The 20944-nt window shown below is 46.2% G+C and carries 18 protein-coding genes; 11 read left to right on the forward strand and 7 right to left on the reverse strand.

Annotated elements, in window-relative coordinates; genetic code table 11:
- Positions 1–12: 12 nt before the first annotated feature.
- From AB0L18_RS10950 to AB0L18_RS10965, 4 genes are all read right to left on the reverse strand, one after another.
- The gene (locus AB0L18_RS10950) at positions 13–519 is read right to left on the reverse strand and encodes a hypothetical protein (protein ID WP_367392632.1); all 507 of its coding nucleotides are present in this window, start codon (positions 517–519) and stop codon (positions 13–15) included.
- A gap of 298 nt (positions 520–817) precedes the next feature.
- A complete protein-coding gene (locus AB0L18_RS10955; protein ID WP_367392633.1) occupies positions 818–967 on the reverse strand; it encodes a hypothetical protein in 150 nt (49 codons plus the stop codon).
- Positions 968–1010: 43 nt separating this feature from the next.
- Positions 1011–1412 (reverse strand): hypothetical protein, encoded by a 402-nt coding sequence (locus tag AB0L18_RS10960; protein WP_367392634.1) that lies wholly within the window; start codon positions 1410–1412, stop codon positions 1011–1013.
- A gap of 39 nt (positions 1413–1451) precedes the next feature.
- Positions 1452–1757 carry a hypothetical protein gene (locus AB0L18_RS10965; protein WP_367392635.1) on the reverse strand — a complete coding sequence of 102 codons (306 nt, stop codon included), beginning with the start codon at positions 1755–1757 and terminating at the stop codon, positions 1452–1454.
- A 144-nt stretch (positions 1758–1901) separates the two neighbouring features.
- On the opposite strand from AB0L18_RS10965, the gene AB0L18_RS10970 reads away from it, so the two are divergent.
- The 6 genes from AB0L18_RS10970 (at position 1902) to AB0L18_RS10995 (ending at position 5987) form a co-directional block, all read left to right on the forward strand.
- Positions 1902–2495: an RNA polymerase sigma factor gene (locus AB0L18_RS10970; protein WP_367392636.1), complete on the forward strand. Its 594-nt coding sequence runs from the start codon at positions 1902–1904 to the stop codon at positions 2493–2495.
- Between the two features lie 4 nt (positions 2496–2499).
- A complete protein-coding gene (locus tag AB0L18_RS10975) occupies positions 2500–3291 on the forward strand; it encodes a hypothetical protein (protein ID WP_367392637.1) in 792 nt (263 codons plus the stop codon).
- Between the two features lie 97 nt (positions 3292–3388).
- On the forward strand, positions 3389–4207 hold the full coding sequence (locus AB0L18_RS10980) for a hypothetical protein (RefSeq protein ID WP_367392638.1): 819 nt from the start codon (positions 3389–3391) through the stop codon (positions 4205–4207).
- Between the two features lie 293 nt (positions 4208–4500).
- The gene (locus AB0L18_RS10985; RefSeq protein ID WP_367392639.1) at positions 4501–4815 is read left to right on the forward strand and encodes a hypothetical protein; all 315 of its coding nucleotides are present in this window, start codon (positions 4501–4503) and stop codon (positions 4813–4815) included.
- Positions 4812–5714, forward strand: a complete 903-nt coding sequence (locus tag AB0L18_RS10990; protein ID WP_367392640.1) for a hypothetical protein — start codon at positions 4812–4814, stop codon at positions 5712–5714. Before AB0L18_RS10985 ends, AB0L18_RS10990 begins: the two co-directional genes overlap by 4 nt.
- Before the next feature lie 24 nt (positions 5715–5738).
- Positions 5739–5987, forward strand: a complete 249-nt coding sequence (locus tag AB0L18_RS10995; protein ID WP_367392641.1) for a hypothetical protein — start codon at positions 5739–5741, stop codon at positions 5985–5987.
- 11 nt (positions 5988–5998) lie between these two features.
- Here the strand turns inward: AB0L18_RS10995 and AB0L18_RS11000 are convergent, their stop codons facing one another.
- A complete protein-coding gene (locus tag AB0L18_RS11000) occupies positions 5999–8731 on the reverse strand; it encodes a CHAT domain-containing protein (protein WP_367392642.1) in 2733 nt (910 codons plus the stop codon).
- A gap of 401 nt (positions 8732–9132) precedes the next feature.
- On the opposite strand from AB0L18_RS11000, the gene AB0L18_RS11005 reads away from it, so the two are divergent.
- Both AB0L18_RS11005 and AB0L18_RS11010 read left to right on the forward strand, forming a co-directional pair.
- Positions 9133–10953: an ABC transporter ATP-binding protein gene (locus AB0L18_RS11005; RefSeq protein ID WP_367392643.1), complete on the forward strand. Its 1821-nt coding sequence runs from the start codon at positions 9133–9135 to the stop codon at positions 10951–10953.
- A gap of 84 nt (positions 10954–11037) precedes the next feature.
- Complete coding sequence (locus tag AB0L18_RS11010) at positions 11038–12258, forward strand: FtsX-like permease family protein (RefSeq protein ID WP_367392644.1); 1221 nt, start codon at positions 11038–11040, stop codon at positions 12256–12258.
- 147 nt (positions 12259–12405) lie between these two features.
- Here AB0L18_RS11010 and AB0L18_RS11015 read toward each other — a convergent pair whose 3' ends face one another.
- Positions 12406–14079 (reverse strand): IS1634 family transposase, encoded by a 1674-nt coding sequence (locus AB0L18_RS11015; protein WP_367389257.1) that lies wholly within the window; start codon positions 14077–14079, stop codon positions 12406–12408.
- 221 nt (positions 14080–14300) lie between these two features.
- Here AB0L18_RS11015 and AB0L18_RS11020 point away from each other — a divergent pair, with 221 nt between their 5' ends.
- On the forward strand, positions 14301–14969 hold the full coding sequence (locus AB0L18_RS11020) for a head GIN domain-containing protein (RefSeq protein WP_367392645.1): 669 nt from the start codon (positions 14301–14303) through the stop codon (positions 14967–14969).
- Between the two features lie 333 nt (positions 14970–15302).
- Here the strand turns inward: AB0L18_RS11020 and AB0L18_RS11025 are convergent, their stop codons facing one another.
- Entirely contained in the window at positions 15303–15995 is a 693-nt protein-coding gene (locus AB0L18_RS11025; protein WP_367392646.1) for an NUDIX domain-containing protein, read from the reverse strand.
- 243 nt (positions 15996–16238) lie between these two features.
- Here AB0L18_RS11025 and AB0L18_RS11030 point away from each other — a divergent pair, with 243 nt between their 5' ends.
- Complete coding sequence (locus AB0L18_RS11030; RefSeq protein WP_367392647.1) at positions 16239–19316, forward strand: SusC/RagA family TonB-linked outer membrane protein; 3078 nt, start codon at positions 16239–16241, stop codon at positions 19314–19316.
- Between the two features lie 5 nt (positions 19317–19321).
- Positions 19322–20878: a RagB/SusD family nutrient uptake outer membrane protein gene (locus AB0L18_RS11035; protein ID WP_367392648.1), complete on the forward strand. Its 1557-nt coding sequence runs from the start codon at positions 19322–19324 to the stop codon at positions 20876–20878.
- Positions 20879–20944: the final 66 nt, after the last annotated feature.

Here is a 20944-nt window from a genome sequence, read left to right on the forward strand (position 1 = left end):
CCTCTTTTTGTTTTACATGTCGCATTTAGCGTAGGGCTGTAGACCATCCTGACCAAAACGAACGCTGTTCACCAATACGTAGAGCCTGGAAGATTCAGCTATTAGTCCCCAATGGGCACCCGATTGGGTAGCATTGGCTTCCACACTTGTTCTGTTAGTTGTTTTTCCGCTCTGTCTTATTTGGTTCCGCTCGCTGTAAGGGACAACTTCGTAACTGAAGTATACTTTCTGTTGATAGCGATTTCTGAATTGAACTCTCCAGTTATACTTTTTGGCGTACTCATTATAAGCTCCTTTTTGTACCCTGAAGTCAATACCTTGAAAGCAATCGTCTAATTGTGTCCAGTTACTCCATTCTGGCTGATCAGCATTATTAAATTCATTGGCAAGATTACTTAAAGCAGCACTTTTTTGATTACTGCTGGTGTTTTTGAAAATCACACTACTGTTGTTAAGATTAGTAGTGGAAAAAAATAAAACACATCCTAAAAGGGATAGGGTGAAAGTTAAGATTCTCATTGTTAAAGGATTAATGGTTAAAGTGAGAAATGTTTCATTGACCTTGGTGAGGCTTGAATCTGTTAAGGGGGCTTCAGTTTTTCATTCTTAGTTAGTATTATTAGATACTTCTTCAGAAGGCTCAGAACTGGAGCGGTGACGTACGACGAAAGGAAAAGAATTTAGGTGTTTGTTGTGCCGTCAACGAGAAAGCACAGAGGCACAAGGCGGTGAAGTAGAGGATAAAGGTTCTCATAATAAGTTTAGGATTTTACGATGATAAAGGTGTTCGTGTTTTGCAGGTCGACCTGGCTGGAAATTAAACTCCATTTGGATAGGCCGCCAGAGAAATAGAGGTGTTGGAAAGAGCCTGTGGAGCGCCACTTTCACGAAGGGTTTGCCCCGCAGCGTTGATCAGCTTCCACTGGTAATCAGCTTGGTCTTTCGTAATGATGACGATTTTATTCAATATTATTACTCTTGTCTTGGGTGTTCAGGAGCTTGTTACTTGATCAAAACACCCTGATTTTGATACAATCATTGACACTACTCGGTGTAACGGTGCCACTAAAGATTCTCCCACAATCGTCGAGTGCTACGTAATCAATTTTTTCGCCACTTGAAAAAGTGTAATAGGCTACACCTGGTACGGAACAATTGCCTGGGCCACCAGGATAGGAAGCTGTAATGTTTTCAATTGAAGAACCATTTACCTGGACGACCACCGGGGGGCAGGGTGAAAACTGACTACCATAAAAAACGACATCAGAATAAATACAGGAGCCATCATCTACGGTCGCAGCATAGTCTGTATTGAGTGCTTTTGAATCTGTACAACCCTCTTCTTCACAGCTCAATAATAGAAGAAAGAGTAGCAGTACAAGTAGAAGGCTTTGATAATTTAAGTTGGTCATAGTTTATTATTATTTCTGTTTTAGAATTAAAAATTATTATTACAACCACCGGAAGTACCACTGTCCACAATAACTAATGGGTACAGTCATCCAGGCACCAGCATTGACGAAGTAATCGGAATAGCGCCCATCTGAAGCGGTAATTCGAAAGCTGACACGGTTGTAGCAGTTGTTATCTACTCTCACTTCGTGCTCACAAGCATTATAATTCCAGGAGCGCCAGCGAGCGCAATAGTCTTCAGTAGTACTGTATTCAGCCGTTTGCGGTGAGCCGTTCACAGGAGTCGATCCTATTAGAAGACCTGACAAAATCAAACTAAGTCCAAGGAAAATGTTTTTCATCATTTAAGTTTTTAATTGATCGTTGCCCTTTAATGGCAGGGAAGACCATTTGCAACCAAAACCCTCAAAAAAAATCTAAAAAATGTTAAATTTGATTTTACTTGGTTGCAATACAATAGCCTGCTTACATTAAATACAATCCTACCCATGACCGATGCCGAAGCTTTTGACGCTATGAAAGCAGGAAATCAGGAAGGACTTAAAGTGCTCTATGAGCGTTGTCGGGAGAAATGCTTGAGGTATGCTTACAAAAACCTCCGTACGGATGCACCCCAAACGGAGGCTACAGATCTTTATCAGGAGGCTATTCTTATCTTGTGGGAGAATGTAAAAAGTGGGCGGCTAGTTGAGTTATGGGTGCAGCCAGCTACCTACCTGATTCAAGTGATGCGTAATTTATGGCTGAAACAACAGCGACAACTTACCAGGCCTTTACTCACGGCTCCCCCGGAGATTGATGATGAAGATCATGCAGATTTGATCCGACAAAAGGTGCGCAGAGCCCTAAGTAAAATCGACGAAAAGTGTAGAGGTTTGCTCACTTTTCGCTATTTCGATAAACTATCTTATGAGTCGATCGTCACGCTCACTGATTATACCAGCGCGGATGCCATCAGGAATGTAATTGTGCGCTGCCGCAAGAAACTGCGGAACTCCTATAAAAAGGAACCTGATTTGCCTTACCAGCCTAACGAAGATATAGCCATTGCTGATTTGGATGGTTTAACCGAAGAAGAATAAAACTATGGCATTAACTACCAAAGACCGCGAATTGCTGGAGGCCTACCATGCCGGGGAGCTTGATGCCGCTGCTGAGGAGGAGTTGCGCCAACGTCTGAAAGACGATAAGGCTTTTCGCCAAGCAGTAGAAAAATGGGAGACCGTCTGGATGGTCGGAACGCAAGCCACCAAGGCTGAACAGGAAGAAAGGACCCGACAGAAGGCCTTCCTCGGTGAGCTGGAGCAGCAATTGCCTCCGGTGTTGCCGCCGCCTACCCGACACAGGTGGCTGTGGTTGTTGCTACTCATTTTAGTACCACTTTTGGTTTGGTGGATAATGTCTCGTGGGCAAGAGAAGAAGTATCCACCCTCAAACGAAAATAACACTACAGAAGAAACCATCCTGCGCCCCCGGTTCCAAGCCTTTGATGATCACTTTTTTGATCACCTCCCTCGGGAGAACGCCAACCTGGGAAGTGCCACCGAGGAAGCACTCGCGCGCTACGATGCACAGGAGTATTCGGCGGCCTGGCCCCTGCTGGCCGAACAAGTGACGGCGACCAAGGATAGCCTCCTACTATTGTATGCTGGCGTAGCAGCACTTGGGGATCAGCAAGCCCGAAGAGCAATTGGTTTCCTGGAACCTTTAGTGGTCACTCCGACCTTTGTTTTCTACCAGGAAGAAATTCAGTGGTTTTTGGCTTTGGCTTATTTGGAAAACAAAGAGCTCGAAAAAGCCAGGGTATTATTGACGTCTCTTGCTGTTAAAGAAGGCACTTACCAGACCTCAGCACGCCTGTTATTGGACGAAATTTAAAGGAAGTTCGTAGTTTTTTGAGGTAGGGTGGTTGCATTGGCTAAAGTTTTTGATGTAATTAATGACGGTCAGTATTAAATTCTAAAAAAAGTAATCTATGCCATCTAATTCAAGTCTACCTGATTTTGAGAAATATTATCTGCCAAGTTTTCCCGAAGCCGGATTGTTGGAAACAGAAAATGATTTCGATGGGATTAAAGGATTTGGTAGAATAACTATTAAGCATCCCATTCCTGAATATTACTATTACTTTGGCTCATTGACGGAAGATTATATTGCTAATAAAGCTTTCGTTCGGACAAATCTAGTAGTGTCTGCTGGTCTTGTTTTTGCTAACTCGATAGATGTTTGGTCAGAGGTAACTACAGGTAATTCTACTCCTGTCGACATGTCAAAGGTCAGTACAAATAGCCTAGGGAATATTGCTAAAAACAAGATTATTCCTATTTGTCTGGATATCGTTGATTCTGTTACAAGTATGAGTGGGTTTGATTTTGAGTTTTGCCCTCCTCCAACTAATCATCCTTTTTTTGGGGGAGGGAATGGAATTTGTACTAAAGTTCTAGGACAATTATTACAAGTAGGAGAGATCGGCTTTGATCGAATAATATTTTTTTTAAAAAAATCTAATATCCCCAAAGCCAGAGGGCTTAATGAGGAACCTTCTAAAAGATTGAGTGATCTTAGTAAGGTCAGTAGTAATGATCTTGATAGTGGATATTTTTTTATGCCAATGTTGTGCCCCGATCTTAGTATTCTTTATTATTTCTATCCTAATGCTCAGGGTGTAGATGTTAAGAAGAAAGTCAACAGTTGGTTAAGTTTAGACAAAACTACGGTAATTAGTGTAAAGAAGTTCGAAGTTCATCCGTTCGAAGAATTACACACCTTTTTGACAGAGGAAATAACTCATTAATTCTCTAGTTGACCTCCAACTTTTAACTGTTTCTGAGAGTGTTATCCTGATTGATATGCTCCAAATAACACAATTTGGCTAGCCACTTTAGTGCACAACTGGCGAGTATCTTTGTCCTAGTGTATTTAGAAATGTGCAAAAAAAAACAGGCTATACCAGCTAAGAAATAGTTTAAAAAGTGGTTGCATAATAATTTTCTAAACATAGAAGAATAGTACGACGAGCTAGAGAGCTCGAAGTATGTTTTGCTCTATACAGGGCATAAATCTTTATTGTATTAAAACAAGTAAGTCATGAGGAAATTTAAAGTTGTCATTACAGGGAAAGGCAAATTGTGGGATGTCGATTTTCTAATTGGAAAAGATGTAGATAAGAATATTAAGTTCAAATATTCATCAGATCGTAAGAAATGGGTAAGTGAAGAATTCGTGTGTGCAGGAAGCGAATTTTCCTATAAGTTGATTGTATATGCAAGACGAGGAACTGGCTGGGAAGGAAGATTGGAAGAAGTTGGGAAACCTATCCCTCCCGTAATTTGGGAATTATCAAAAATTAATCAAAAACATGAATCCGTAAGGACTCGTCCAGTAATAAATGTAATCGCATGAAAAATACCATAAGCTTTTATCTCGCGCTACTATCGTGTATGAACTGCCAATATGTCGTTGCACAGATAAGTGTTTTTGGAAATGCAGAAGGGGAATCATCAATACAGGTGATCGATCACAATGCTTTAGTATTGAATGCTAAAGAAGCTTCATTTGGTTTTGCTTATGCTCCTACAGAATACAATGAAGATGCTAAGTTGAATTGGGCTATTAATTTGAAGACGAAAGCAAAGGGAGGTATTTCCAATTTATTCAGTTCAAATGAATTGAAGCTTGATATAAAGTTAGCTTTTCCATTAAGTATTCCTATGACTAAGGGCCGATCATACGCTTATTTAATTCCATCTGTTGATTTTTCGAGGCCTAGTATTTACAATGCAGCCGCGGAGATTGGAGAGCAAGTTGTCGCCAATAATGAATTAGGGACTTCGTTGGCTATTGGGTACAATGATGAGGATTTCCATAATTTCATTTTGGGAATTTCTTGTAGGGGAGGATTGATGGATAACTCAACATTAATTGAAATTTTAAGTATTCAAACCATTCAACACTCAACTACGGGAGCCAATACAACAGTTTACGCCGTTACTGAAAGGAGTGCATACGATATGCTGGCTTACTCCTCAGGGAATAATTTTTTTCGAGCAAATTTTGATGTTGGAAACAATCTATTTACGGATCGATTGATTTGGCTTTTACAAGGAGGAGTCAATTTTGATGAAAATCTAAAACCTATTCATAACCTAGGTTTTGGAATATACCTTACAAAAGATGAATCTCCACTAGAGGTCGCAGGAGGTATTCAGATTCAATTATCAGACTTGACGAAAAACAGGACTGATGCGGTTTTTTCTGAAAGACTAATGTTGAATTTTGTTACCTCTATTTCTCTCAATTAAATAAGTTTTCTAAATGCGTTAAATATGAAGTCATTTTTTCTTACTGCATCGCAAACTATCAATGCTTTAAAGCAACCTAAAGATGTAGGATTTAGGTCAATAAATGAAGAAGATATTTCGATTACGAAATATGAAGCATTAGCTAGGATCGGAATAACTATTCTACTGCTTTTTATTGCATTGTATCTCTTTAAATCGAGTGATTTAGAGAATAATTACAGTGAAATAGCAAGTACTATAATAGGTGCAATTGTAGGATATTGGTTTAGATAATACGATCCCCCTCACCACACTACCACCCCCGCCCAATACCCTGGAAACACAGTCCTCCGGTTCAGCGGTTTGGCCAAAAACTGTAGCTTGGCCTGGCGCAGGGCGGGGGCGGGGGCCATACCTTCGGCCAGTGCCTGATAGAAGAGTTTTAGCAAGTGGGCGGTACTCTGCTGCTGCACTTGCCAGAGGGTAGCTACCACTTCCTGGGCACCCGCCTGCTGGAAGGAGCGAACGAGGTGGAAAGTTCCCTCGCCGAGCCGATAGTCACCAAGGGCGGTTTCGCAGGCTGCCAGTACCAGCAGGCGAGTGGGCAAGCTCGACCGCGCAATGTCATAACCATACAAGGTGTCATTCGGGAAGTAAACCTGGTTTTTGTGGCGCTCACTGGCCGACGATAAGGCGTGTAAGGTTAGGTGGGTGATTTCTGCTGGACCTTGGTTTAGAAAGTTATTGGCCATTGCTTGGGTCTCAAAAAGAAAGGGGCCGGTACTTAACGTTTGTATCGTCTGGTGCAAATCATTAAAGTACTTTTTGGTTGCCAAGGTACTGTCCGACCATACAGTGGTAGCACCAGCTAGTGATACAGGCACTAAGGTGCTACGTTGATGGTAAGCTTTCCAACTGGCAGCATACCGAATATCCAGATGGCGAAAAAGATAGGGCGCATCCGCTAACTCGTCTAACGAATAGCTTGGGCCAGGAGGAATTAAGGCTCCAAAAGGCATTTGTTGCAATGCTCCATCAGCTACAACCAGTAATCGTCGACGAGCAGCAAGGCGTTCAGCAATAGGCTGGATAAACGCCTGGTAAAGTACTCGCGCAGATTGTTGGTAATTCGCCACCGTTTCTACCCGTAACTCCTTCTGTGTTCGTAACGCTGTTTGGTAAGTTCTAATATTGGCCAGCAGCACTGGCGTTTTGTCGACTGTAAACAAACGGTGCGTTTCCCGGTCGGTGTAGGACACGTAAAAAGCCTCAGATAGTTCCGTAAAGTGGAGCATTCCCTGATCGTTGAGGAGCTGTTGACTGATCTCTCGTAGTGGCGGCGTAGGTTGCTGATGCGCCAGTTGATAACTTACCGAGTCTCGCCGCCATTGTAGCAGGATTTGTTCCAACTCGTCCTGCCAACGGAAGAGTTGTAGCTGTTCTTGTGCAGTCAAGTTGTTTTGTTCAAATTGTGCTGCGCGACCTTGAATATTGGCTTGAAGGGTGCGTAATGAGGGGTGCCCCGCTAGCGCGCCAACGGATTCCCGGTAGGTGAGAAAAGATTTCATACGTTCAGCGTAATGAAAGCAGTAGTCTAGGTAGAGCGAGTCACCAGTGCCTTGCCACAATTGTTCATAATTACGGAGGGCCGAAGAATAGATGCCTTCGCCTACTTCAGAAAAATAGCTGAGTACGGCATCTTCATCACTCCTAACAATGCTTTTGAGCCAATATTTGTCGAGGCTATCCAGGTAAGAGGTTGCCGTTTTTAGTAACTGTAGATCGCCAGTATCTTCATATTGGTCAAGTTTAATGTTGACCAAGGCGGCAAAACCATTTAGGCAACTGGTCGACCAGGAAGCGAGATGACCAAGTGCCTGTTCTTGCGCTTCAGGCGTGTTGGTGTCAAAACAGCCAAAGAGTACTTGACCCTCTCGTTGGTAATGCAGGGCTTGTGCATAGGCTTTTTGTTTACGATAATACTCGCGTAACATAAAATAGCTTTCATCCAGGAGTTGCCAGTTGCACTGCGGTAAGAGGAGGTGACCGGCTAGGAATTTTTCGTATCCGGTAATGGTTAGCGCGGGAGCTGTGCCCAAGGTAGCGTAAGCAGTTAGGCGGTCAGGAAAGAGGTAATGATCTTCCTGAGCTTTGAGTTGTGTTTTAGCCAGTGCTATTCTTGTCTGGATGAGCTGGGGCTGATCGCGGAAGCGGCGGGCCATCACTACCCAGTCGCGGAGGGCTTCCTGCCAGTAATCAGAAGATGTATTTTTAAGTAAGGTGTAGGCTTTTTCCATCAAGGAGTCGGCTTGGGTATAGAGTCTCCTGATTTTTGCGGTGTCAGGGTTACTGCTGATACCTTCGATATCTCCTTGTTTTTTAAGCATGTTGCCGTAGAGAGCCAGATTGCGGCCACTTAGCACCAAGGGGGCTTCAGGGAGAGCAGCGAGGGTTGAAATCAGTGCTTTACAGTAGTCGTCACCCCGCTCGTGTGCTCTATCATATAAACTGGCGGCGGCTTTAGCAAAGTAAACTTCGGCCAGGAAAGGAAGGGAAATGGTGTCCTGTTGGAGGAATTGAAAGGCCTTGTTGGCATAATTGAGAGAATCCACTGTTGGGTGGTATTCAAAATGAAGTAGGGCGATTGTTGCCAGTACTTGTCCCTGGCGCAGGTGCCCGGATGGAGCCGCTTCTTGGTAAAGTTGTTGTGCTTGATGTAGTTGGGTCAGGGCAGCTGGAAATTGGTGATCCAGAAAGAGAGTACGTCCACGCAGGAAAGCCAGGTCAGCCCGAGCAGCGATAGGCATATCCTCCAACTGGTGGGCAATTCCCATGGCCTGTTCCAAGCATACAGCTGCTTCTTTTTGTTGGTATAGCATCAGGTGAGCATAGGCACTTTGGTTGAGTGTATATAACTGATCAAGTGGTTGATGCTGCTGGTTCAGACACTTTGAGTAAACCTGGATGGCTGCTGTGTAGTTTTGTGCCGCCAGCAGTTGATCTGCCTCAAGGCAAATGGGGCTTGAGTCGTATGACAAGGGAGTAGTACGGTCTGTAACCGAAGCTTCGCAACTGAAAAAAAATGTAAACACTACAAGGCATTGCAACAACACTCCATTTGGGCAAAGTTTCCAGAACATTGGCATGAGTAAAGGAAGGTTTAGAGGCGTAAGGATCGTGAATATCTAAGTTAGCTTATTCCCTTGCAAATCCCTAAATAAATGCTTTATTCCAGCCAGAATAAAGGCTATCATACGCGTGTACCAGTCAATGTAAATAAATAGCTAGGCTACGTGATGTTGGAACAAATTCGTACCATCAATCTATATCCTGCGAAGTAAGGTGCTTTAAAAGTAGCCGACCACAACTTATCGTGGGAGCAATTGGTTTTCCTTTCCGACGTAACACCTTGCGTCCTGACAATTACTACCTTTGCGACATGAAAAGTTTCTGGCGTTTAATTCGTTATTTAGGGCGCTACCAATCTTTGGTGGTAGCTGCCATTGGGTGCAATATCCTTACCGCAGTTTTTACGGTCATTAGCATCCCGATGCTGATTCCCTTTTTTCAGATCTTGTTCGACCGGACGGAGATGGCCGTAGCGGCACCATCCAGGCCGCTGGGTTTTAGCAATGTCACCGAACATCTCAATTATCAGTTTACTCAATTGATCAATACCCAGGGGCAGGAGACTGCGCTGGCTTACGTCTGTGTAGCCATTGTGGTGGTCTATCTTCTTCGCAATCTCTTCAGGTATTTGGCACTGTATTTTATGGCACCCGTTCGCAATGGTGTGATTCGTGACCTCCGCGATGAAATGTTTGAGCAAGTGCTGACTTTACCGCTGTCTTACTTTGGCGAAGAACGCAAGGGGGATCTGCTGTCGCGCCTTACCAGTGATGTGCAAGAAGTAGAATCATCGATTTTGAATATGCTGGAAGTGGTTTTCCGAGAGCCGCTCATCATTACGGGGGCGCTGGCCTTTATGATCTACGTAAGTCCCGGATTGACGGTGTTTGTATTTCTTTTGATCATCTTCACAGGGGTGGTGATTGGTGGCCTGGGTAAGCGCCTCAAGCGCACCTCTACGCAGGTGCAGGATCGTTTAGGCCATCTACTGAGCTTGGTGGAAGAAGGTCTGGGGGGATTGCGAATTATCAAAGGTTTTGCGGCGGAAGATTACCAACGCAAGAAATTTTCTAACGCCAATAATGACTACCGCAACCTACTGACCAAGCTGTTGCGTCGGAGAGACCTCGCCTCGCCACTGTCAGAATTTTTGGGCATTGCTACTGTAGCCGCCTTGCTTTGGTACGGTTCCCGGCAGGTGTTCAGTGGCGTATTGGATGCGGAAACCTTTATCACCTTCATTTTTGCGTTCTACAATGTTATCGACCCCGCTAAAAATATCGCCAAAGCCACTTCCAATATCCAACGCGGCATTGGTGCTTTTGAGCGCATTGAAAGGCTGCTGGATGCCGTGAACAACCTACCCGAAGCACCCGACGCCAAGTCGATCAGCACCTTCAACGAAGGAATCAGCTACCGGCAAGTAGGTTTTCGTTACCGCGATGTAGAAGGCCCCGTCCTGCAAAATATCAACCTGGACATCGACAAAGGCAAGGTTATTGCACTGGTTGGAGCCTCCGGTGCAGGCAAGAGTACCCTGGTAGATCTGCTCCCGCGCTTCTACGACGTTACCGAAGGCGGTATTTTCATCGACGGGATCGATGTGCGCCAGTTGCGTCGGCGTGAACTACGCAGACTACTGGGCATCGTTAGCCAGGAGGCCATCCTCTTCAATGACACTATTTACAATAATATCGTTTTTGGTCTGGAGGGAGTGAGCCAACAAGCGGTGGAAGAAGCCGCCCGTATTGCCAATGCCCACGAGTTTATCATAGCTACCGAAAATGGCTACGGTACCAATATCGGCGACCGGGGCAACAAGCTCTCCGGTGGTCAGCGGCAGCGCCTCACCATCGCGCGAGCTATATTACGCAACCCGCCCATCCTGATCCTCGACGAAGCAACTTCTGCACTCGACTCCGAAAGTGAGCGACTGGTACAGGATGCCCTGACAAAACTGATGCAGGGCCGTACGGCGGTAGTGATCGCCCACCGCCTGAGCACCATCCAGCACGCCGATGAGATCATCGTCATGCGCGAAGGCCGGATCGTCGAACGAGGTACCCACCTGGGTTTATTAGAGCAAGATGGGGAATACCGGAAGTTGGTAGCCTTGCAGGGTTTGGAGTAGGGGTGCTCGTTCCGAGTTATCGGAACGAACACCCCCAAAAAAAACACTCCAAAAACCTCCACACAAATTGTACCTTTGCTCTCCATGAATTTACCCCTCAAAATAGCGCGCCGTTATCTTTTTGCTCGGCGTTCCACCAATGCGATCAATATCATTACTGGTATTGCGGTTTTTGGCGTAGCTGTTGGTACGGCGGCCCTGATTCTTATCCTCTCGGTTTTTAATGGGTTTGAAGACTTGTTCCTAACCCTCTACAACAGCTTCAACCCTGATGTGACGGTCACGCCCGCCAAGGGCAAAACCTTCGCTGCCGATACCGTGATGCTGGAGCAACTCTATGCGCTCGAAGGCGTAGCCGTGATCTCGCAAACCCTGGAAGAAAAAGCCCTCTTTGAGTACAAAGACAACCGCGATTTTGGCCTGCTCAAAGGGGTCGACGAATTCTACAAGCAGGTCACGGGCATCGACTCCACCGTGAGGGAAGGGTTTTATGACCTGGAAGAAGAAGGCGGCAATAAGGCCGTCATCGGGCAAGGTATCCGCAACCGGCTGGGCATTGATGTCGATGATCCTTTCAACCCACTCACCATCTACTGGCCCAAACGCAAGAAGGCTGGCCCTTTCGATACCCGCCCATTCAAGTCGGTTCAGGTGCAGCCAGTCGGTACTTTTTTGGTACAGCAAGATTTTGAAAACCAGTACGTACTTACTTCCATCAAGCTGGCGCGGGAATTGCTGGAACGGCCCGATGCCTGTACCTCGCTAGAGATAGACCTCAAAGACGGTTTTGAAATTGCCAGCATTTACGATGCCATTCGTACCATCGTAGGCCCGGAGATGGAAGTCAAAAACCGCTACGAACAGGAAGCCTCCTTCCTGCGGCTGATGCGGGTAGAAAAGTGGCTCAGCTTTGCCATCGTTGGCTTGATGATGCTCTTGGTAAGTTTCAACCTGATCGGCGCACTGTGGATGATTGTGCTCGAAAAACAGCCCGATATTGCTATCCTGAAATCCATGGGTATGACCGAACAAGGAGTTTACCGCCTCTTCCTCTACGAAGGCCTGCTCATGTGTGGTGCCGGCATTCTCATCGGTTTTATCCTCGCTACGGTCATTTACATCCTGCAAGTGACGGTAGGTATTATCACCCTGCCCGGAGGTATGCTCATCGATGCTTACCCCGTGAGCTTGCGTTGGTTTGATTTCCCCCTCGTGGCACTTACCGTTGGTACCATTGGTGCCTTGGCTTCCATTTTACCCGCACTAAGAGCGCGCCGGGTATCTGCGATCATTAAGGCGGAGTAAGGTTGGTGTAAAAGTTGGGTAGGTGTAAGCGTGTAAGCGTTGTTTTGATTTTCCTAGTAGCACTGACTACCCCAAACAACCTACGTGTGCCCCGTTAATTCCGACTTCCGATTTCCCACGGTCTTTTCGCGTAAGACGAAAGTGAGTTCACGCCTCCCATGGATGACGATAAATATCTGTTGGCAATCGCATCATCTTAAGCAACCTCAGGTGATGTTCTTCGATGCCCTGCAAGTGTACGCTGGCTTTGTGATCATCAGTCATTATGTAGATCATCTGGACGCTTCGGAACGCGCTTAAGACCAGCGATGTGGTAGGTCGCTCAACTTTGCGGCCGGGATTGCCGGGCACCAGATTGGTAAGATAGCTGTTTTGTTCGCTTTTCAGTGTTTGGCGGATGGTGTATTGCCACAGATTATAGTACTGTAGAGCCAGCATTAGTATGCGCAACATGGCTTGGATGCGATTTTCTTTTTTCAGGAAGATTGGCGTAAGCGAGGTGCATTTGGTCAACAGCAAATGAAAATGCTGCTCGATACGATACTCCTCCCAGTAACAAAGTACCACCTCGCAAGCCGAGAGTCTATCCGAAGGAGCGTTAGTGGCCATCACGCGCCATCCGGCCAGTTGCTGTTCGATGTTGTTTTGCTGCTCGTCCAGTGTAAGTTCCACACTGCAAGGTTCGGCCGGGTCCTGAGATAGTGTGATCTTCCAGCTGTATAGGTGAGCGACTTTGTGCTTGTCCAGTATCTTGTTGATGGTTCGTTCAGCTTCCTCTACCGACTTGATCGTTTTACGACCTCGGTTGCGCGTGAAGCGCAGTCTGACCTCCTGGCAAGCGGTCTGGCAGCGTTGCTCTAGTTGGGCAACTTGGCGCTTGCGTAGATTCAAGCTACATACCCCGAATAGCCTTTGGGTGTGAATCGTGCCGTCAGCGGAGATGATTTCACGTGCGGGCAGCTCTTTAACCAGCGCGATGGCTTGTGAATCCTTACTTCCCGCCGCCTGACGCATTACGCGTTCGGCGGGCTCTTGTTGTTGCTCAATCCACTCACGGGCTTGCATTAATTCCTCTCGTGAGTATTGTCGTTGAGCCAATGGGCCCAAGTAGTAGTTGCCGCTGTCAGCAATGAAACACATATTGTACTGATTACACAGCTTGCGGTCTCCCACTACCAGTACTCCTTTGGACTTGAGACCTTGTTCCCAGGCCTGTTCCAAGGCTGGCACGTAAAGCTTGTCGTCACTGTTTTGCCCTGCTACCACGTTCAGAGCCAGTGGCAGGTTGGCTTTGTCTATAGCCAGTAGCATCAATTTTACCTGAGGTAGGGCCAAACCCGTGGCATTATGCCCCAACTGAAAAATGCCTTCTGTTTCTCGATGACTTTGAGCCGTGGTACTGTCGATACGCACCGTATCAAGGGGACCTTGATCAGTACCGTTGTCCAGATCGTAAAACCGAATTAGCGATTGGTTATGATCGCGCTGAAAGGACATCCAGCGCTCATCGTCCTTAGACAGGTAGTCCAGCAGACTACCCAAACGGTCATCACTGAGATAAGCAGCCTGAAAATCAGCTTCATCCAAAAGCCAACTCAACGTGCGCTCCAAGCCCAAAGCCCAGTCTTCTACGTTGTACAGTCGATGATCGTTCTCGCTCAGAATATAGACCAGAAAAGCCTCCAATGTCTTGCCAATACTGGTTCCCTGCCACAAATGATGAGTAGGATAGTGCTTGTCCACGCGCTGGGACAAACCGGTCGATTGGAGTAGGCGACTAATCGCCGGTAGATCGCCTACAGGCTCTGCTTTGATCAGCATACAGTTTTCTTATAAAACGCTTTGCGAACTCACTTTCGTCTTACGCGAAAAGACCGTCCCACTTCCGACTTCTGTAACCCTTACACCTTCCACCCTTCCACATTTTTCACCTACACACAATAGGGGGCTTTCTCTAGTAGTTACATCTATTCAATGTAACAAAGATTACCCTTTGTCTTAACACCGTTGTTAAGTACGGAGAACCATAAAAAACCAAAAAGATGAAATACCTACTGTTTGTTTTTCTGTTGGCAACCCAAATTACTTACGCACAAGAAACGCGCCAGATTGGGCCTTTCAGTGGGTTGATAGTGAGTGGAAAACTGGAAGTTTACCTGGAGCAAGGCGAAACCGATCAGGTAATTATTGAAAGCACAGACTATCCCGAAGGAGAACTCAATATCAGCCTCAAAGGCAGTACCCTCAAGTTGAGTTTGGTAGACGGTTGGATCAAAGGCGACCGCCGTCTGCGTTTGCGTGTGCAGTACCGTAGTCTTGACGAAATTCGGGTGCTTGCGGGTGCTGCCCTAAGTAGCCGGGAAGTGATTACGGCTGATCGGTTGGAGCTCAAAGCCGGAAGTGGCGCGGAAGTAGAATTGGAGTTAGAAGTGCATACCCTTGAGTCTTCTGCTACCGAAGGCGCCAGTGTAGAACTGTCGGGAAAAGTTAAAAACCAGTATGCCACCGCCAACACAGGTGGAGAATACGATGCGTCTCGCCTAGCTTCGGATCATACCGAGGTGAAATCCAATACCGGTGGTTTAGCCCGCGTAGTCGCCAACGAACACCTGGATGCCGTAGCAAACACGGGTGGGCGTATCCAATATTCCGGCGATCCTCAAGAAAAGTATACACGCAGTAACTTAGCTGGGGAGATCAGAGGATATTAGCGCTAAGTATTATAACGGAAATGCTCAACTTTCACTAGAGATTTTTCCGTCCCTGAGGGATACGCTACGGTCTTTGGTGAAATGAAGTTAACGTGAGGTTGGTGCACAAGCTCTTGTAAGTAGAAGAAGCCCCTCCTCCAACTTCACGGTATTGAGTTAGTACTAGGTACTCAGATAGAACACCTCATTTATTCAAGTACACCGTACCCAATGCTAAGTACAGTTAGATCGGGGTAATTGCCTGGAGGTCAGGTTCTTAAGTCCTGGACTTGCGTTAAGTTAGAATGGAAATGGTTGCCGCCGGTGCAATCATTTCCATTCTCTATTTAGGAGCTAAATAAGGTTCAAGACAAACTGATTGTCGTCTCTTTTCTCATATTTTTCAGCATTAAACTGGTACAGATAAGACCCCTTCCTGGAGGAGCTCATGTCCTTTTCGTCCAAGCGATCTATGACGTCCAGCGAACGAATTTTATTGATGAAATTTCGTTTATCCAGTTTGATGTCAAAAATTGCTTCGTAGAGCTTTTGCAGTTGCCGCATGGTAAATTTCTCCGGCAGAAGCTCAAATCCAATGGGTTTGGTTTTGGCTCGGGTTCTCAGCTTTTTGATCGCGGTATCAATCATTTGATCATGATCAAAGATAAGCTTTGGTGCTTTGGATACACTAAACCAATTCGCCGAAAATTGTTTGATTAATTTTTCGCTGTGCTGCTGAATATTGATCAATGCATAGTAAGCTGTAGAAACGGTTCGATCTACAGGGTCCCGATCAATCTTACTGAAAGTAGCGACCTGTTCCATGTAAATATTATCCAGTCCGGTATAAAGGTTGAGAATTCGCCGGGCAGCTTCTTCTAATGTTTCCGAGTGCTTGAGGAATCCTCCTTCCAGCGACCATTTCCCCTTTTCCGGCTCAAAGTCACGTTTGATCAAAAGTACTTTCAAGTCTTCGTCGTCGAAACCAAAGATGATGCAATCCACGGCTAGTAGGACCTTGTCTTCTTTGTCGTAATTGTGGATCAAGGTTAGTTCTTTATTAAAAGTTAGTAGGAAGATTTTTATTACGCAAACCTAAGAGGATTATCCTAGAGTTTCAAAAAGATAAATGTGAAAAACACACAAAAAATTATATTCTTATATAATCCATATAGGCGCATAAAAATGTATGGGTGTAAAAATAATCAAAAAATAATTTGCTTCTGAAGAAAGGAAAAACTATTTTTGCAAGTGTGGATTTCACACTTATTATTTTCAACTCTTAACTTTATGAAAAGACATATACAAAGCCACTGTGTCGGAATAAAGGTGCCGCACCAGAAGAAGTGGTGGGCTACCCTAGCCTTTTTCTTTCTACTAATTGCTGTGGTATCAGCACAGAACAAAACCGTTTCAGGGGTGGTAACTTCGGATGAAGGAGAGCCGCTGATTGGTGTGAATATCCTGGTGAAAGGTAAATCCACCGGGACGGTATCGGATATTGATGGGGCATACTCCTTGCAGGCGATGCCAGAAGATGTACTGATTTTTTCTTACACCGGCTATCTTCCTACCGAACTTACGGTGGGTAACCAAACGACGATCGATTTGGTGATGAGCCAAAATGCGGAATTACTCGACGAAGTCGTGGTAGTAGGGTACGGTACCCAACGTAAAGAAGATCTTACTGGCGCCGTGAGCGTGGTAAATACCGAGGAAATGCGCAAACAGGCATCCAATGATGTGACCCAGATGATGCAGGGACGGGTCGCTGGGGTTTCCATCACTACCGATGGGCAGCCTGGTGCAGCTCCATCTGTGCGCGTAAGGGGCGTAAGTACCTTCGGTTTGGGCGCAGGTGCAGAACCCTTATACGTCGTAGACGGTTTCCCCCTCGTTGGAGGAATCAGAGACATCAACCCCAACGATATTGAGTCTATTCAGGTACTAAAGGATGCCACTTCAGGAGCCATCTACGGCAACCGGGCAGCCAATGGCGTTGTAATTATTACAACCAAAGGCGGAAAAAGAAACGAGAAATTCAGTGTCAACTTTTCTTCTTACGCGGGTATCCAGACGGTACCACAGCGCATTCCTCTTTTAGACCGAGTAGGGTACCAAACCATCAATAGTGAGCTGTTGGCCAATGCTGGTCAGGCTCCTGTTCCTGGTAATGATCCTACTTCTGCTGATTACATTAGTAATATCGATACGGATTGGCAGAACGAAGGTTATAAAGATGGTTCTATCCAGAATTATAACCTGGGCATGAGTGGAGGAACGGACAAGACGAGCTACTTCATCTCTATGGATTACCTCGATAATAAAGGCACTTTGGTGGGGTCTGGCCCGGATTATACCCGTTACTCAATGCGGGTAAACTCTGAAACAGACTTAGGCAAGGTTCGCTTTGGCGAGAACGTATACCTGATGCGCTCTGACGAAAACCCCTTGTTTTACAACGGCATATTTACCTTGTTCTTGCCTGGTGGCCGCCCGACCTTGGTCAATGACTTACTACAGGCCATTCCTACGATTCCTGTTTACGACGAGAACCGTGAGGGAGGCTTCGGTGGTGCAGATGCCGTTATCCACCAATCTATCACCCTGAATGTGCCTGGATTCAATACCCTGGTTCGCAACGCTACACAAGTCAATCGCTTACTTGCCAATGTATACGGTGAGCTGGACTTATTGGAAGGGCTTACCTATAAGCTGAATTTGCAGTACGACAATACGGATATTTCCGATCAGTTGTTTGCACCGGAGTATGATTTGGGATACTTTTTCCCACGACCAATTGCGGAACTACAGGTAGGAGACCGTTCTTCCAACTCTTTTCTGGTAGAGAATACCCTAACCTACACTAAGGCTGTCGGTCGTCATAATCTGACGGTACTAGCCGGGCAAAGTTTCCAAAACTTCAACTACCGCCAAATCTCAGCGGTTGGTTCTGGTCTCGAAAAGCCATATGTACTTAGCTTGTCGAATGCTTCTACGTTTAGTGTAATTGACAATCAGCAGCCTGCTGCATTAGCGTCTTATTTGGGGCGGGTAAACTACGCATTGGATGACACTTACTTACTTACCTTCAATATCCGGAATGATGGTTCTTCCCGTTTCCGCAAAGAAGATCGTTTTGCGTTCTTCCCTTCCATTGGTTTAGGTTGGAAAATCCACAATGACCTTAATTTGCCCCGCGCGATTACCGCAATGAAGCTGCGTGGCGGTTACGGGCAATTGGGTAACCAGGAAATTGGAAACTTCCGTTACCAAAGTACCATCAATCGTGCTATTCCTTACGAATTTGGTACGGGTAGAGTGTTTGGCGCAGCGACGACCATCCTGGTGGATCCTTCGATTACCTGGGAGACCCGTATTACCAGAAATGTAGGTTTGGATCTTGAAATGTGGGACGGTAAGCTGGAGTTTACCGCTGAATACTACTCCAATACTTCTGAAGATGTACTGATTGATCTGCCTATTCCATTGTCCAATGGCTCTTTGGCAGGACTTACGACCAATGCCGGCTCTATCCAGAACTCAGGCATCGAGCTATCCGCAAATTGGCGGCCACGTGTTGGTGATATCGTTTTTAATATTTCACCCAACTTTTACACCGTTAAAAACGAAGTACTGGACATCGGTAACCTAGAATTTATCTCTGGTGCCGGAGCACGTACCGAAGTAGGCCAAGCGGTCGGTCAGCAATACGGATGGGTATACGAAGGTATTTTCCAGAGCCAGGATGAAATTGCTGCCTCCGCATTCCAGAACGCCGGCACGGCACCAGGGGACATCAAATTTGCGGACCTCAACGACGATGGCATCATCAATGAAGAAGATCGCCAATTCCTTGGGCAAGGGATGCCTACTTACTACTACGGTATCAATATTGCCGCGCAATACAAGAGCTTTGATTTCACCATTTTCGGACAAGGAAGTGGTGGCAACCTCATCAACAGCAACCTCTACAAAGGTTTGATGCCAACTTCGGGCTACACCAACTGGCACGAAGACATCCTCAACCGCTGGACACCAACCAATACCAATACGGATATTCCTCGGGTAGTCTGGAATGATCCCAATAACAACCAACGGGATTCTAACCGCCCGGGATGGTTGCAAGACGGAGACTACTTCCGGATCAGCACCATCTCTGTTGGTTATTCCTTAAACGCAAGGGCACTGGACAAAATCAGGCTGCAAAGCGCCCGGATTTACGTCACCATGCAGAATGTCTATACGTTTGCTGCTTACAAAGGGTATAACCCTGATTTCCAGGCGAATATCCTGAGCCCTGGATTTGATTTCGGTACCTTCCCTCGGCCAAGAACTTCAATGATTGGTCTACAAGTTAAATTCTAAGAAAGATGAAAAACATCCAATATAAACTATTTTTTCTTGCAGCTGCCCTCATCGGGTTGGGTGCGTGTACGAACGAGCTGGAGATTGTTGATCCCAACCGTTTGTCTTCAGAACAGTATTATGCTACGGAAGCGGAGGCTGTTGCTGCCGTTGATGCCATCTACAATGCTTTGATCATTGATGGGATGTATCAGCGAATTACGCCTGTCTACAACGACGGTCGTGGCGATGAATTGAAATGCCGTAGTCCATGGACTTTCCTTACGGGGTTCAGCTCTTTCACCTTACCTGCTACGGATGGTGCTTTGGAAATCTTTTGGGCGGGACATTACATCATGGTCAACCGGGCGAATCAAGCCTTGGAAAACATTCCATTGGTGGAAGGCGTCGACGCTACCTTGCGCGAGCGCTTGCTGGGGCAGGCATACTTCCTGAGAGCTTTGGCTTACTTCAACCTGGCCAATGTTCACGGTAATGTTCCCATTATTTTGGAGACACCTAAAGGATCGGAGTCTTTCTATCCTAGCAACGCTGAAGTAACCGCAGAAAAGGTTTATGAGCAAGTTGAATCAGATTTGGCCAATGCTATTTCACGGTTGCCACTCAACTACAACGATGTTTCAGGGCCTGACCAGGGGCAAGTAGGAAGAGCGACCAAAGGTGCTGCCGAATCCCTCATGGGTACCGTTCACCTCTACCAGGGCGATTACGCAGCGGCTCTGCCTTTCTTTGAAAGTGTCGTCAATGCTGGCCAGTATTCACTTGCTGCAAATTATGCCGATCTGTTTTCACAGGATCCTTCGGTAGAGAGTGCTAATCCTGGAAAAATCTTCTGGGCAGACTTTACCACCAGTGCCAATGCAGAATTCAACTGGGGTGGTGACCCCAACGTCAACTGGCGCCAGTTTTTAGCCTTGACGCCAACCTACTCTGTGGGTGATTTCTTCGACTTTTTCCCATCTGCATTTTTGTACAATGAAATGCGTGAAGAGCTGACGGTCGATGGTACCTTGGACCCTCGTTACCATGCGACCATCCTTTCTTACGAGCCCGAAGAAGGTTACACCACGGCCTATGGGCAAGACTGGTTTGCCAGAGGTTACGGTGAAAACGATTATTTCATCAAGAAGTACACCAATGCCACTGATGGTGCCGATGCATTTACAGCGGGCTATGATTACCATATCATTCGCTATGCGGATGTGCTGTTGATGTACGCAGAGTGCTTGGCCAATACGGGCAATATTCCTGCCGCAGCGCAGCAGGTACAGGTGGTGAGAAACCGGGCCAATTTGCCGGATCGCGAAGCAGAATTTGCGGGTTACAACCTCCAACAGTTCATGGCTCAAATCGAACACGAGCGGATCATGGAACTGGCGGTAGAGGGTAAGCGCTGGTACGATCTTCGGCGTTGGGGCTACCTGAGTGGTGCAAAACTCGAAGAACTGAAGGCCAACGACACGGAGTTTAACACTTTCACGCCAGGCGAGGACGAGTTGATTCCTATCGCACAAACGGAATTAGATCGCAATCCTAACCTGGTTGGGAATACGGCGAACTAGCACTTTTGAAGGAGTAAGGGTATCAATGGCCACTTCCGTCGGAGATACCCTTACCCATTCTTTTTT

The sequence above is a fragment of the Lewinella sp. LCG006 genome (genome assembly GCF_040784935.1).
Classification (GTDB): Bacteria; Bacteroidota; Bacteroidia; order Chitinophagales; family Saprospiraceae; genus Lewinella.